At 72.4% G+C, this 13,980-nt stretch carries 14 protein-coding genes; 7 read left to right on the top strand and 7 right to left on the bottom strand.

The genetic code is table 11. The annotated features are described in order from the left end of the window. Positions 1-74: 74 nt before the first annotated feature. Together ACTHMF_RS14130 and ACTHMF_RS14125 are read left to right on the top strand one after the other, a co-directional pair. On the top strand, positions 75-683 hold the full coding sequence (locus ACTHMF_RS14130; RefSeq protein WP_314149388.1) for an HdeD family acid-resistance protein: 609 nt from the start codon (positions 75-77) through the stop codon (positions 681-683). A 104-nt stretch (positions 684-787) separates the two neighbouring features. Then, on the top strand, positions 788-2,311 hold the full coding sequence (locus ACTHMF_RS14125) for an ATP-dependent DNA ligase (RefSeq protein ID WP_440318440.1): 1,524 nt from the start codon (positions 788-790) through the stop codon (positions 2,309-2,311). A gap of 235 nt (positions 2,312-2,546) precedes the next feature. Here ACTHMF_RS14125 and ACTHMF_RS14120 read toward each other — a convergent pair whose 3' ends face one another. Continuing rightward, complete coding sequence (locus ACTHMF_RS14120; protein WP_440318438.1) at positions 2,547-3,035, bottom strand: ATP-dependent zinc protease family protein; 489 nt, start codon at positions 3,033-3,035, stop codon at positions 2,547-2,549. Between the two features lie 97 nt (positions 3,036-3,132). Between ACTHMF_RS14120 and rimK the strand changes: the two genes are divergently transcribed. Further along, a complete protein-coding gene (gene rimK / locus ACTHMF_RS14115; protein ID WP_314149537.1) occupies positions 3,133-4,323 on the top strand; it encodes a 30S ribosomal protein S6--L-glutamate ligase in 1,191 nt (396 codons plus the stop codon). 22 nt (positions 4,324-4,345) lie between these two features. On the opposite strand, the gene ACTHMF_RS14110 is transcribed toward rimK, so the two are convergent. After that, positions 4,346-5,281 carry a hypothetical protein gene (locus ACTHMF_RS14110; protein WP_314149536.1) on the bottom strand — a complete coding sequence of 312 codons (936 nt, stop codon included), beginning with the start codon at positions 5,279-5,281 and terminating at the stop codon, positions 4,346-4,348. Between the two features lie 98 nt (positions 5,282-5,379). Between ACTHMF_RS14110 and ACTHMF_RS14105 the strand changes: the two genes are divergently transcribed. Further along, positions 5,380-6,330 carry an aldo/keto reductase gene (locus ACTHMF_RS14105; protein WP_440318527.1) on the top strand — a complete coding sequence of 317 codons (951 nt, stop codon included), beginning with the start codon at positions 5,380-5,382 and terminating at the stop codon, positions 6,328-6,330. A gap of 10 nt (positions 6,331-6,340) precedes the next feature. On the opposite strand, the gene ACTHMF_RS14100 is transcribed toward ACTHMF_RS14105, so the two are convergent. Beyond that, the gene (locus ACTHMF_RS14100) at positions 6,341-6,919 is read right to left on the bottom strand and encodes a TetR/AcrR family transcriptional regulator (RefSeq protein WP_314149535.1); all 579 of its coding nucleotides are present in this window, start codon (positions 6,917-6,919) and stop codon (positions 6,341-6,343) included. 80 nt (positions 6,920-6,999) lie between these two features. Here ACTHMF_RS14100 and ACTHMF_RS14095 point away from each other — a divergent pair, with 80 nt between their 5' ends. Further along, positions 7,000-9,525 (top strand): MMPL family transporter, encoded by a 2,526-nt coding sequence (locus tag ACTHMF_RS14095; RefSeq protein ID WP_440318437.1) that lies wholly within the window; start codon positions 7,000-7,002, stop codon positions 9,523-9,525. Here the strand turns inward: ACTHMF_RS14095 and ACTHMF_RS14090 are convergent. Continuing rightward, positions 9,522-10,124: a TetR family transcriptional regulator gene (locus ACTHMF_RS14090; RefSeq protein WP_440318435.1), complete on the bottom strand. Its 603-nt coding sequence runs from the start codon at positions 10,122-10,124 to the stop codon at positions 9,522-9,524. The two genes, ACTHMF_RS14095 and ACTHMF_RS14090, sit on opposite strands and share 4 nt — an antisense overlap. A 50-nt stretch (positions 10,125-10,174) precedes the next feature. Between ACTHMF_RS14090 and ACTHMF_RS14085 the strand changes: the two genes are divergently transcribed. After that, a complete protein-coding gene (locus ACTHMF_RS14085; RefSeq protein ID WP_440318433.1) occupies positions 10,175-11,080 on the top strand; it encodes an SDR family oxidoreductase in 906 nt (301 codons plus the stop codon). Here ACTHMF_RS14085 and ACTHMF_RS14080 read toward each other — a convergent pair. The 3 genes from ACTHMF_RS14080 to ACTHMF_RS14070 are packed head-to-tail and all read right to left on the bottom strand — an operon-like array spanning position 11,053 to position 13,358. Then, entirely contained in the window at positions 11,053-11,619 is a 567-nt protein-coding gene (locus tag ACTHMF_RS14080) for a hypothetical protein (protein WP_440318431.1), read from the bottom strand. The genes ACTHMF_RS14085 and ACTHMF_RS14080 overlap by 28 nt on opposite strands. Beyond that, positions 11,616-12,977 (bottom strand): glutamate decarboxylase, encoded by a 1,362-nt coding sequence (locus tag ACTHMF_RS14075; protein ID WP_440318430.1) that lies wholly within the window; start codon positions 12,975-12,977, stop codon positions 11,616-11,618. The genes ACTHMF_RS14080 and ACTHMF_RS14075 overlap by 4 nt, the downstream gene beginning before the upstream one ends. Positions 12,978-13,019: 42 nt before the next feature. Continuing rightward, on the bottom strand, positions 13,020-13,358 hold the full coding sequence (locus ACTHMF_RS14070; protein ID WP_440318429.1) for an META domain-containing protein: 339 nt from the start codon (positions 13,356-13,358) through the stop codon (positions 13,020-13,022). 193 nt (positions 13,359-13,551) lie between these two features. Here ACTHMF_RS14070 and ACTHMF_RS14065 point away from each other — a divergent pair, with 193 nt between their 5' ends. Beyond that, positions 13,552-13,980: a hypothetical protein gene (locus ACTHMF_RS14065; RefSeq protein WP_440318427.1), complete on the top strand. Its 429-nt coding sequence runs from the start codon at positions 13,552-13,554 to the stop codon at positions 13,978-13,980.

The raw sequence follows: 13,980 nt of genomic DNA, 5'->3' as shown, positions 1-13,980 counted from the left end.
CGTTCCCTCATCCATCTAGACAGCGCCTCCCGCGCGGCGATAGCGTCCACCCATCCACGTCGAAGGGATTCGCGATGTCGTCATCACAGCCAACCGCGTTCGCCTCGTTCTCGCTCAACGGCAAGGACATGACCGCCTCGGCCATCAACGGGGTGCGTGTCGCCCTCGGCATCAGCGGGGCGGTCGCGCTCATCATCGGGATCATCATCGTGTTCTGGCCGCGCACCGCCGCGGCCGGGCTGACGATCCTGCTCGCCATCTCGCTGCTCATCTCCGGGATCGCCTACCTCGGCATCGGCATCTTCGCCAAGGGGATCGGCGGCGGCGCCCGCGCGCTCGACATCATCTTCGGCATCCTGCTCGTGATCGGCGCGATCGTCGCCTTCGCCAACCTCGCGGGGACGACCGCCTTCCTCGCGGTCTTCCTGGGCATCCTGGTCGGCATCGCCTGGATCGTGGAGGGCGCGGTCGCGCTCGCCCAGATCGGGGACGCGCCGTCGCGCGGCTGGGGCATCTTCTTCGGCATCCTGAGCATCGTCGCCGGCATCGTGCTGCTGTTCTCGCCGCTCTGGGGGATCGTGGTGCTGTTCCTGCTGGCCGGCATCAGCCTGATCGTGCTCGGCATCGTCCAGATCATCCGCGCCATCACCTTCGGCCGCGGAGTCGCCACCCCGACCTCCTGACCACACCCGCCGAGTACGCAGGAACTCGGCCCGAAATAGCCGAGTACGCAGATGATCTGCGTACTCGGCTGGTGCTGTCGGCGGGTGGTGGGAGAGTGGGGGGCGTGTTAGTCGGGGAGCTCGTGACCACGCTGGAGGCGGTGGCCGCGACGCGCTCGCGCCTGGCCAAGGTGGACGCCCTCAGCGACCTGCTGCGCGCGCTGCCCGCCGACGAGATCGCGCCCGCGGTCGGGATGCTCGTCGGGCGCCCGCGGCAGGGCCGCGTCGGCATCGGCTGGCGGGGCGTCTCGGCGGCGATGGGAGGGGCGGCCGACGAGCCGACCCTCACGGTCACCGACCTGGACCTGCTGCTCGACCGGCTTGCCGCGGCGAGCGGACCGGGCTCGGTGGAGGAGCGCTCCGCCCTGCTGCACGGGTTCGCGGAGCGCGCGACCCCGGCCGAGCAGGACTTCCTCGTGCGCGTGCTGCTCGGCGAGATGCGCACCGGCGCGCTCGAAGGCGTGCTGCTGGACGCGATCGCCCGCGCCGCCGACCGGCCGGGCCCTGCGGTCCGCCGCGCCGCGATGCTCTCCGGGGACCTCGGCGAGACGGCGGTGATCGCGCTGACCGGCACCGCCGACGAGCTGGAGGCGGTGGGCCTGGTCGTCGGCCGCCCGGTGCTGCCGATGCTGGCCGCGTCCGCGCCGACCGCGTCCGCGGCGCTCGAGACGACCGGACGCGCGTCGGTGGAGTACAAGCTGGACGGCGCGCGCATCCAGGTGCACCGCGTGGGCGACGAGGTGCGCGTGTTCACCCGCAACCTCGCCGACATCACGCACCGCGTCCCGGAGGTGGTCGAGGTGGTGCGCCGGATGCCGGCGCGCGACCTCATCCTCGACGGCGAGACGCTCTCCCTCGACGAGGACGGCGCGCCGCGCCCGTTCCAGGAGACGATGTCGCGGTTCGGCGCGGAGGCGCAGCGGGAGGCCGTGCTCCACCCGTGGTTCTTCGACGTGCTGCACGTGGACGGCCGCGACCTGCTCGACGAGCCGCTCGAGGTGCGGATGGCCGAGCTGGAGCGCGTGGCGGGCGAGCACCGCATCCCCGGCGAGGTCACGGACGACCCGGAGACCGCCGAGCGCGTCTCGCGGGAGGCGCTGGCCGCCGGGCAGGAGGGCGTGGTCGTGAAGGCGGTCGACTCGCCGTACGCGGCGGGCCGGCGCGGCTCCAGCTGGGTGAAGGTGAAGCCGGTGCACACCTACGACCTGGTCGTGCTCGCGGTCGAGTGGGGGTCCGGCCGCCGGCAAGGGCTGCTGTCGAACATCCACCTCGGCGCCAGGGACCCGGAGGGCGAGTTCGGCGAGCCGGGCGGCTTCGTGATGGTGGGCAAGACGTTCAAGGGCCTCACCGACGCGCTGCTGCGCTGGCAGACCGAGCACTTCCAGGAGATCGAGGTGCGCCGCACCCCCGGCACGGTGTGGGTCGCCCCGACCACGGTCGTGGAGATCGCGATCGACGGCGTTCAGCGCTCGTCGCGATACCCCGGCGGCATCGCGCTGCGGTTCGCGCGCGTCAAGCGCTACCGCGACGACAAGCCCCCGGTGGAGGCCGACACCATCCAGACCCTCCGCGCCATGCTCCGGGAGTAGGCTGCGCGCCATGACGAACAAGACACCGCGCGAAGAAGAGATCCAGAAGGAGCAGGAGGCCAAGGACGCCGAGAAGGAGCGTCTGGAGGAGGAAGAGGAGCGCCGGCTGCGCTGAGCGGGCGCACACGCCGAGCCTGCGCACATTTGCGCCAAAAGTCGGTTGTCGCGCGGCCAATCGCACCATTTGCGCCAAATGTGAGCCCGCGGCGCGGACGCGCGGCGCGGACGCGCGGCGCTAGACGCGCCCGCGGTTGCGGCGGCGCACCTCGCGCGGTGCGCGCCCGGCCAGGAACGACCGGCCGGGGTCGACCACGAAGCCCTGGCGCAGCGCCTCCCTGCCCACGAGCATCCGGAAGCCCATCTGGTCCCGGTTGCTGAGCGTGGTCTCGGCCGTGACCGTGCGCCCGGCGAGGGACAGCTCCAGCAGCACCACGATCCGCTCCTCCGTGTGGCCGGACGAGCTGCGTACGACGCGCCGGTCGTGGATGGGCACCTCGATGGTCACCGCGTCGGCGTCCGAGTCCTGCCACGGGTGCACCGTGAAGCGCACCCGGCCGTCCGGCCGCTCCTCCAGGTCGAAGGCGTGCAGCGCCGAGCTGCGGGCCCCGGTGTCCAGCTTCACCTTGATCCACGGGATGCCGACGCCCGGGAGTCCCGCCCACTCCCGCCAGCCCGCGACCAGCGTGCCGGGCGCGACGGCGATCGAGGGCGAGTCAGCTGGCATGCCCCTATCTTGGCAGGGCGGGCCGGGGTGCACCGAACGGCCGCCAGGGTGTTTAGATGGAGGGTCGCCGCCGATCCCGTTCCCCGCAGGAGCATCGATGAAACTCGCCATCCTCTCGCGTGCCCCGCACGCGTACTCCACCCAACGCCTGAGGGCGGCGGCGAAGGAGCGCGGGCACACCGTGAAGGTGCTGAACACCCTGCGGTTCGCGATCGACCTCTCCGGAGACGAGCCGGACCTGCAGTACCGCGGGCGGCTGCTCTCCGACTACGACGCCGTGCTCCCCCGCATCGGCAACTCGATCACCTACTACGGCACGGCCGTCGTGCGGCAGTTCGAGCAGATGGACGTCTACACGCCGAACACCGCGAACGGCATCACGAACTCGCGGGACAAGCTCCGCGCCAACCAGATCCTCTCCCGGCACAACATCTCGATGCCGGCGACCACCTTCGTCAACAGCAGGGCCGACGTGCGGATGGCGATCGAGCGGGTCGGCGGGGCGCCGGTCGTCATCAAGCTGCTGGAGGGCACCCAGGGCATCGGCGTGATCCTCGCGCCGGAGGCGAAGATCGCCGAGTCGATCGTGGAGACGCTGCACTCCACGAAGCAGAACGTGCTCATCCAGAGCTTCATCTCGGAGAGCCGCGGCAGGGACATCCGCGCGCTCGTCGTCGGCGACCGGGTGGTCGCCGCGATGCGCCGGGTCGCGAGCGGCGACGAGTTCCGCTCCAACGTGCACCGCGGCGGCACGGTCGAGAAGGTCGACCTGCCGCCCGAGTACCAGGAGGCGGCGGTCCGCTCGGCGCAGATCATGGGCCTGCGAGTCGCCGGGGTCGACATGCTCGAGGGCAAGGACGGCCCGCTGGTGATGGAGGTGAACTCCTCGCCCGGCCTGGAGGGCATCGAGCGCGCGACCGGGCTCGACGTGGCCGGCGCGATCATCGACTTCATCGACAACCAGGTCGCGTTCCCCGAGATCGACGTGCGGCAGCGGCTCAGCGTCTCGACCGGCTACGGCGTCGCCGAGCTGCTCGTGCACACCAACGCGGATCTGGTCGGCAAGACGATCAAGGAGTCCGGCCTGTGGGACCGCGACATCACGGTGCTCACGCTGCACCGCGGGACGTCGGTCATCCCGAACCCGCGCAGCGGCGTGCTGCTGCAGGCCGGCGACCGGCTGCTCTGCTTCGGCAAGCTGGAGGAGATGCGCTCGATGATCCCTGACCGGCGCAAGCGCAGGACCAAGGTGCGCAAGCTGCCGAAGGAGCCGCTCGCCGACGAGTGAGCCGGCGGGACGCACGGCCGGCTCAGGCCGCGTCCCACCACCTCAGCACGCGCATCGCCCGCAGGGTCACCCAGCGGCTCGGCATCCCCTCGCCCTCGCCGAACCCGAACAGCGTCGGGCCCTCGTGCACGTTCTCGAGCCGCCAGCGGCCGTCCGCTCCGGCCGCCCCGCGCACGAGCCCGATCGCGTCGGCGAGCCTCGGGTCCCTGCGGTCGACGCGGCGGAAGTGCTCCAGCCCGCGCAGCACGTCGTGGTACCAGCGGACCGGGTAGGACAGCATCGTGATCCGCGGGTCGGGCACGGCGCCGGTGCTGCGGCGACGGTAGAGGCCGCGCTCGAGCAGGTACTCCTCGCCGCTCCCGAGCGCGTCCGCGACCGCTGCATCCGCCCGCCCGGTCGCCTGCCACGCGGCCAGGCCCTCCACCGCGCAGATCGTGGAGTGGAAGGACGAGACGGTCGCGCCGAACTCGGCCCAGCAGTTCCAGGCGCCGTCGGCGAGCCTGCCGTCGGCCAGCGTGGCCGCGATTCGGCCGCCGTCCTGCCCGAAGTACGCCGCGACGCCCAGCGCGATGCCGTTGACGCACGGCTCCACCTCGCCGTCGAAGAACGGCTCGCCCGCGTGCTCCCAGCGAACGTTCGCGCGCACGCGGTCGATGGCCGCGGCGACCGCCGGATCCCGCGGGTCGGCGCCGAGGTCGGCGAGCTGCTGCAGCGAGAAGTGGGTGGCGGTCCAGGCGTCGAAGAACGGGCGCTCCTCGTCGGCCCAGCCGGGCCGGTACGTGCCGCCGTCCCAGCGGCCGTCCGGGTCCTGCTCGGCGAGCAGCCTGGCGCCCCAGCCCTCGCGTGCCACGCGGGCGCGCTCCGCCGCGACCTCGGCCGGAGGAGCGTCCAGCACGTCGCGCATCACCTGCCAGCGGATGGCGGGATCGGAGTCGAGAAGCCAGTCGACGACGTCCATGCCGGTCATGGTACTCAGCGCGACCGCCGTGGGCGCCCGGCGATAGGGTTGACCCCGTGACCCAGAGCTACGTCGCCGACCCCACCCGCTACGACTCGATGCCGTACCGCCGCGCCGGGCGCAGCGGACTCGTGCTCCCTCCGCTCTCGCTCGGCCTGTGGCAGAACTTCGGCACCGCCCGCGCCTACGAGACCCAGCGCGCCATCGTGCTGCGGGCGTTCGACCTGGGCGTGACGCACTTCGACCTGGCGAACAACTACGGCCCGCCTCCCGGCGCCGCCGAGGAGATGTTCGGCCGCATCCTCGCGACCGACCTGAAGGCGTACCGGGACGAGATCGTCGTCTCCACCAAGGCCGGTTACCTGATGTGGCCCGGTCCATACGGCGACTTCGGCTCGCGCAAGTACCTGCTGTCCTCGCTCGATGCCAGCCTGAAGCGCCTCGGGCTCGACTACGTCGACGTGTTCTACCACCACCGTCCCGACCCCGAGACCCCGATCGAGGAGTCGATGGGAGCGCTGGTGACCGCGATCGCGCAGGGCAAGGCGCTCTACCCGGCGATCTCGAACTACGACGCCGACCAGACCGACGCCGCCGCCGCGGTGCTCGCGGACGCCGGGACGCCGCTGCTGCTGCACCAGCCGCGCTACTCGATGTTCGACCGCACGCCGGAGGAAGGCGTCCTCGACGCCGTCGAGCGCGCGGGCGCCGCGGCGATCGTGTACTCGCCGCTGGCCCAGGGGATGCTCACCGACCGCTACCTGAACGGGGTGCCGGAGGGCTCGCGCGCGGTGACCAGCGTGTTCCTGCACGAGTCGGACATCACCGAGGACGTGCTCGGCACGGTCCGCACGCTGAACGAGGTCGCGGCGGGACGCGGGCAGACGCTCGCGCAGCTCGCGCTGCAGTGGGTGCTGCGGAACGAGGTGGTCGTCTCGGCCATCATCGGCGCGAGCAGCGTGGCCCAGCTGGAGCAGAACCTCGGCGCGATCGGCGGCCCGGAACTCGGCGCCGACGAGCTCGCCGCGATCGACCGCATCCTGGGCTGACGCCGCCGCGTCAGACGGGCGCGGGGCCGAGCACGAGGTCGACGACGCGGCCGGGGAAGCCCGGGTCGCTCGGCGTGCGCGCGAGCGCGCGGAAGGTGAGCGCGCCGATGAGCGTCTCGCTGACGTCCTCGATCGGCAGGTCGGCGCGCAGGATGCCCGCCTCCCGCGCCTCCCGCAGCCGCACGGTGAACAGCCTGGGGTCCGCCAGCGCCTCGCGCAGCCGGCGGCCGACGTCCTCGTTCTCGGTCGCCGCCGCGATCAGCGAGCGGAACAGGCCCTCGCCCGCCGGGCTCTCGATCACCGAGACCACCTGGCTGAGCCAGGCCGTCAGATCGGCGCGCACGTCCCCGGTGTCCGGCACGACGAAGCGCTCGGGGAGCAGCATCCCCTCCAGCAGGCAGTCCGCGATCAGGGCGCTCTTGCCCGGCCACCACCGGTAGACGGTCTGCTTTCCGACGCCCGCGCGGGCGGCGATTCCCTCGATGCTGAGGTGGTCGTAGCCGCGCTCGGCGAAGAGCGACGCCGTGGCGTCCAGGATGGCGACCCGCGCCGCCTCACTGCGCGCCGCGCCTCGTCGTCCTCCCGGCATGCTCACAGCCTACCCTCGATCAACGAGACGGACCGTTGCGTATTATTGACGCCGCACGCGCCACACGAAGGGACCCGCTCTTGGCCGAACTCCTCTACCGTCTCGGAACCTTCTCGGCGCGCCGCGCCTGGCGGGTGATCGTCGCGTGGATCATCGTGCTCGGCATCGCGGTCGGCGGGTTCCTGATCGGGTTCAAGGGGCTCGCCACGAGCTTCGACGTCCCGGGCACCGCCTCCGGCGCCGTCGTCGACGAGCTGACGAAGAAGCTCCCCGACTATGCGGGGGCGTCCGGCACGGTCGTGTTCGCGACGAAGGACGGCTCCGCGCTCGACCCGGACCAGAAGGCCGGGATCAGCGCGCTGGTGACGAGCGCGGACGGGCTGACCGACGTCTCCCAGGTGGTGGATCCGTTCCGCACCGAGAGCGAGCGCGCAGACCGGCAGAAGCAGCTCACCGACGGGCGCACCCAGCTCGAGGCCGCGACGGCGAAGCTGGACGCGGGCCAGCAGCAGCTCGACGCCGGGACGGCGCAGGTGGCGGCCGGCCAGGCGCAGCTCGACGCGGCGAAGCGGCAGCTGGAGGCGGCGGGGATGCCGACCACCCAGCTGGACGCGCAGCAGGCGCAGCTGGACGCGTCGACCGCGCAGCTCGCCCAGCAGCAGAAGACGATCCACGACGGCCGCGCGACCCTCGCGACGAAGCAGACCGAGCTCGAGCAGGGCGCCGAGCTGATGGCGCTGGCCGACGACATCCGCGTCGTCTCCGCCGACGGCTCGACGGCCCTCGTCAACGTGGCCTTCACCAAGCCCCGGCTGGAGTTGTCCGAGGACGCGAAGCAGGGCGTCATCGAGCACTTCGAGTCGAAGCCGGTCGACGGGGTCACCGTCTCGTTCTCGACCGACATCGCACAGGGCGTCCCGCAGATCGTGGGCGTCGGCGAGGCGGTCGGCGTCGTGTTCGCCGCGATCGTGCTCGTCGTCGTGCTCGGCTCGGTGATCGCGGCCGCGCTGCCGCTGGTCACCGCGCTCTTCGGCGTCGGCGTCGCGGCGCTCGGCTCGCTCGCCTTCTCCGGCGTGGTCGACATGGCGTCGGTGACGCCCGTGCTCGCGATCATGCTGGGGCTCGCGGTCGGGATCGACTACTCGCTGTTCATCGTGAAGCGGCACCGCAGGCAGCTGCTCGAGGGCGCCGACCCCGTCGAGTCGGTCGGGCTCGCGAACGGCACCTCCGGCAACGCCGTCGTGTTCGCCGGGACCACGGTCGTCGTCGCGCTGCTCGCGCTCAACGTCACCGGCGTGCCGTTCCTCGGCCTGATGGGGACCGTCGGCGCCGTCGCCGTCGTGCTGGCGGTGCTCATCGCCGTCACGCTCACGCCCGCGCTGCTCGGGCTGCTCGGAAGGCGCATCCTGAGCAGGCGCGCCAGGGCCGCCGTCGGCACGGTGCACCACGACGACACCACAGCCAAGCCGATGTCGACCTGGCGCGCGGTGCTCACGGTGCTGGTCAGCGCCGTCGCGCTGCTCGTCGTCGCGATCCCGGCGCTCTCGATGCGCGTCGGGCTGCCGGACGGCTCGTCCGAACCGGTGGGATCGACCACCTATACCGCGTTCCAGCAGACCGCCGACGCGTTCGGCGACGGCGCGACCGGGCCGCTGCTGGTGACGGCCGACATCCCGGCCGGCCTCGCCGACGACGACGTGACGGCGACCCAGCTGACCATCGCCCGGACCCTGGCCGAACAGAAGGACGTCGTCGCGGTGGCCCCGATCGCCACCTCGGACGACAACCGGCTGATGGCGTTCCAGGTGATCCCGAAGGAGGGCCCCAACAGCGTGTCGACCGAGGAGCTGGTGGGCGCGCTGCGCGACCTGTCCGTGATCGACGGCGACATCCACCTCGGCGTCTCCGGGCAGACCGCGATCAACCTCGACATCTCCGCCAACCTGGCCGGTGTGCTGCCGCTCTACCTGGTGGTGGTCGTGGGGCTGTCGCTGCTGATCATGATCCTGGTGTTCCGCTCGCTGCTGGTCCCGCTGATCGCGACCGGCGGGTTCATCCTGTCGCTGTTCGCGACCTACGGCGCGATCACGGCCCTGTTCCAGTGGGGCTGGGGCGCCGACGCGCTCGGCATCCACACCGGGCCGATCCTGAGCTTCCTGCCGGTGATCCTCGTCGGCATCCTGTTCGGGCTCGCGATGGACTACCAGCTGTTCCTGGCGTCAGGGATGCGCGAGGCCTACGTGCACGGAGCGCCGGCCAGGCTCGCGGTCGCGAAGGGCTTCCGCGCGGGCCGCACGGTGGTCGTCGCGGCCGCGCTCATCATGATCTCGGTGTTCGGCGGCTTCGTTTTCAGCGAATCCACCATGATCCGGTCGATCGGCTTCGGCCTCGCGTTCGGCGTGCTCGTGGACGCGTTCGTGGTCCGGATGCTGCTGATGCCGGCGCTCATGCACCTGCTCGGGCGGTCGGCCTGGTGGCTGCCGCGCTGGCTGGAGCGGATCCTGCCGAACGTGGATGTGGAGGGCGCCGCCCTCGAGCGCCGTCACCACGCCGAGCCGGCGACGGCGGACGCGGAGGACGCGGACGCGGCGGTCGCGAAGGTCTAGCCGCGCAGCAGGGCGGCGGCGGCGGCGAGGGTCTCGGCGATCCGGGCCTCCAGCGTCCCGCCGTCCCGTTCGGCCACCCAGCGCTCGAAGGCGACCCGGAAGGCGCCGAGCGCGGTCTCGGCCGCCACGCTCGCGGCCGGCTCCTGCACACCGCGCTCCCGCAGCGCCGCCGCCGCGGCGGTCGCGAGCCGGGACAGCTTGAGCAGCTCGCGCTCCTGCAGGCTCGGCGTCGCGGCGATCACCTCGGCGCGCTGCCGCGGGAAGTCGTCGACGTCGTTCTCCTGGATCGCGCGCCCGGCGGCGGCCACACCGGCGGCGGCGGCAGCGAACGGGGACGCGTCGGCGGGCGCGGCGAGGATGGCCGCGACGACCGCCTCCTGCAGCTGCTCGGACCCGGCGAACAGCACCTCGCGCTTGTCGGCGAAGTGCCGGAAGAAGGTGCGCTCGGTGACCCCGGCGCGCTCGGCGATGTCGGCGACGGTCGTCTGCTCGAAGCCGCGCTCGCGGTAGAGCGACAGGGCGGCCTGTCTCAGGCGGCCCTGTGCGTCCGGTGTCCAGCGTCCCACGTCGTCCAGTCTAGTGATGACAGTGGCTGACATGAGTGCTAGAGTCGCGATGACAGTCACTGACATCAAATGGGAGGTCACTCATGCGCGTCTTCGTCACCGGAGCATCCGGCTGGATCGGATCCGCCGTCGTCCCCGAACTCGTCGCCGCCGGTCACCAGGTGACCGGCCTCGCCCGCTCCGAGGCGTCCGCGGAGCGGATCAGCGCCGCCGGCGCCCAGCCGCACCCCGGCTCGCTCGACGACCTGGAGAGCATCCGCAGCGGCGCTGCGGCCGCCGACGCGGTCATCCACCTCGGCTTCAAGCACGACTTCACCGACTACGCCGCCTCCGGGCGCACCGAGCGGGCGGTCGTGCAGACCATCGGCGACGAGCTCGCCGGCTCCGGCCGCGGCTTCCTGTTCGCCTCCGGCGTCGCCGCGACCCCCGGCCGCGTTCTCACGGAGGAGGACCCGTCGCCCTACACCGGGCCCGACGCACCGCGGGGCGGCGGCGAGGCCCTCGCCTTCGAGTACGCGGACCGCGGTGTTCGGCCGGTCGCGCTGCGCTTCGCGCCGACCGTGCACGGAGCGGGCGACCACGGCTTCACGGCCGTGCTCGTCGGCGTCGCGCGCGAGCGCGGCGTCGCCGCCTGGATCGGCGACGGCGAGAACCGCTGGCCGGCGGTCCACCGCCTCGACGCCGCCCGCCTGGTCCGGCTGGCGCTGGAGCAGGCGCCCGCCGGCGGCATCGTGCACGCGATCGGCGAGGAGGGCATCCCCACCCGCGCCATCGCCGAGGCGATCGGCGCGGGGCTCGGCGTCCCCACCGCGTCCATCGCACGCGAGGAGGCCGCGGAGCACTTCGGCTGGATCGGCGGCTTCTTCGGCATGGACATCCCGGCATCCAGCGCCCTCACCCGCGAGCGCTACGGCTGGGAGCCGACGGGACCGACGCTGCTGGAGGACCTCGCCGCCGGCTCCTACTTCGCCGTCGCCGCCGCGCGCTGAGCCGGAGCGGGGAGCAGGCCGAGCACGGCCGCCGCGAGGAACAGCAGTGCGCCGCCGACCGTGCCCAGTCCCGTCCAGAACGGGCTGAGCAGGGCGTCGGTGCCCGGCACCTCGAACGACCCGATCGCCGCGGCCGCGAACAGAATGGAGCCAGCCAGGTTCAGCCAGGCTCCGCTCCGCTCGCGGCCGCGCGGGCTCGGCCGCACCGCCAGCGCGCTGGAGAGCAGGAAGCAGGCGGAGCCGTAGACGTCAGGCCGCCAGCCGCTGCCGCCGGCCGCTCCCGCAGGGACGGCCGCGGCGAGCGCGAGCGCCGTGCTGATGTTGAAGAACACCGTCCCGAGCAGCTGGATCCCGGACGACCAGCGGGTCGGGTCGCCGAGCGAGAGCGCGGCGCCGGCCGTGAAGAACAGCGAGCCGACGACGAACACGACGTTCGTCGCGATGCTCCCGATCGCCTCCGCGACCGCGGGGAGCGCCGCGGCCGCGAAACACACCGAGCCGACGGCGAAGCACAGCGCCGCCAGCCGCCCCCTGGTCAATGCGCGAAGTGCGAGCGCCTGCGATCCGGCTTCTCCGCGGCGGCGAGCTCGGTGCAGACCGCCCGGATATCGGCGACCAGGTCGCTTGCGAGGTCGGCGTTGAAGCCGTCGCGCACGACGATGCGCAGCACGGCGACGTCCTCCGCGTCCGGCGGCATCGTGTACGCGGGCACCTGCCAGCCGCGCGCCCGCAGCTCGTGGGAGACCTGGAACACCGTGAACCCGGGGTCGCCCTTCAGGTCGAAGGCGATCACCGGGATGGCGGAGCCGTCCGCGAGGATCTCGATCACCGGTTCCTCCGCCAGCCCCGCCGAGATCTCGAGCGCGGTGTCACGCAGCGCCTCCATGATCGCGGTGTAGCCGGCGCGGCCGAGCCGCACGAAGTTGTAGTACTGCCCGATGATCTGGTTGCCGGGACGCGAGAAGTTCAGGGTGAAGGTCGGCATGTCGCCGCCGAGGTAGTTGACCTTGAAGACCAGATCGTCGGGCAGGTGCTCCGGCGAGCGCCACGCCACGAAGCCGATCCCCGGATAGGTGAGGCCGTACTTGTGCCCGGACACGTTGATGGAGACGACGCGCGGCAGCCGGAAGTCCCACTCCAGGTCCGGGTGCAGGAACGGGACGACGAAGCCGCCGCTCGCGGCATCCACGTGCACGGGGACGTCCGGCCCGCCGGAGGCGGCCAGGTCGTCGAGCGCAGCGCAGATCTCCGCGATCGGCTCCAGCTCGCCGGTGTAGGTGGTGCCGAGGATGCCGACGGCGCCGATCGTGTTCTCGTCCACCGCGTCCCGCACCTGCTCGGGAGTGACGACGTAGCGCCCCTTCGCCACCGGCAGGTAGCGCGGCTCCACCTCGAAGTAGCGGCAGAACTTCTCCCACACCACCTGGACGTTCGAGCCGAGCACGAGGTTCGGCGTCCCGCCGGCGGTCAGCCCGCGCTTGGCGCGCCAGCGCCACTTGAGCGCGAGGCCGGCGAGCATGACCGCCTCGCTCGACCCGATCGTCGCGGCCCCCGTCGGCTCGCCCGGCTCGGCGTGGAACAGGTCGCAGACGATGGCGACGCAGCGGCGCTCGATGGCGGCGGTCGCCGGGTACTCGTCCTTGTCGATCATGTTCTTGTCGAACGCCTCGGCCATGAGCGTCGCCGCCTGCGGGTCCATCCAGGTCGTGACGAAGGTGGCCAGGTTGAGCCGGGAGCTGCCGTCGAGCAGCAGCTCGTCGTGCAGCAGCCGGTAGGTGCTCTCCGGGTCGGTCGGCCCGTCCGGCAGGCGGTCGGGCGGCCGCTTGCGGGAGAGGTGGCCGGTGTAGGCCGGGAGGCCCGCGTCGGTGGATGCGCTGTTCACGAGCTGCGATGACATCGCTGCTCCTTCCTGCCTCGGGTGGCAGCCCGCTGTCGCGGCTCAGTTCGACTTCTCGAGAGTCCCGATCGTGCTGCCGCTGTCGTCGTAGACCGTCATGGTCGATCCCTTGGCGGTTCCGGTGGCCGCCTTGCCCAGCCACTCGTCGACGCCCTCGCACGCCATCATCGTGCTCGCCATCGGCCCGAACGTGATGGTGTCGCCGTCGATCGAGCCCTTGCCGGACAGCCGGTTGCAGCCGTCGGTTCCGGAGAACGTTCCGTCGTTCTCGATGGTGAGGTTCGGCTGCTTGCTGGCCGTGGAGCCCCAGGTGCCGACGAGGGCGGCTCCGCTCGGCGTTCCGGCGCAGCCGGCGAGCAGTGCGCCGGCGAGCAGGACCACACCCGCCGCTCTCAGTCCGGCCGCGCTCCGCCGCATGGTGCCCCCTTCGTGTGCCCTTCGGTCACGCGGGGAGGGTACCGCGCACGCGCGGGCGGCGGCTAGAGGGCGTGCGGCAGCACGCGCCCACCGAACGGTGCCGGGAGCCAGCCGATCGGTCGATCCGGGCCGGGCCGCGCGTGGCGAGGCTGGAGCCATGACCGAGACACACACCATCCGCCCCGCGGCCGCGACCTCGCGCCGGGCGCTCTTCCGTCCGATCCTCGTGCTGCTCTGGTGCTTCCTCGCCGTGAGCGCCGCGATGATCGCCTTCCTCGCCGTGCTCGCCTCCGTCGGAGTCGGCGTGGACATCGCCGTCTGGATCCGCAGCTCGTTCGTGCTGGCGAGCTCCGTCGTCCTGCTCCTGCTCGGCGTGTTCGCCGCCCGCGGCTCGCGCGCCTCGTGGGTGCGGCTGCGGATCATCGCCCCGATCGTCGTGCTCGCGGTCGTCGTGATCGTCGCCATCCCCGGCTTCCTGCCGGACTGGGTGCGGGTCGAGCAGGCGGTGTGCGGCGCGCTGGTGCTGCCCGTCGCGATCCTGGCCAACCTGCCGCGCGCGGGTGCCGCGTTCCGGCGCGACGCGTAA

Origin of the sequence: Leifsonia sp. (genome assembly GCF_051955155.1) — a bacterium.
Lineage (GTDB): Bacteria > Actinomycetota > Actinomycetes > Actinomycetales > Microbacteriaceae > Leifsonia.
Note: the sequence above shows the minus strand (reverse complement) of the source record. Positions and strands in the feature narration are given on the sequence as shown.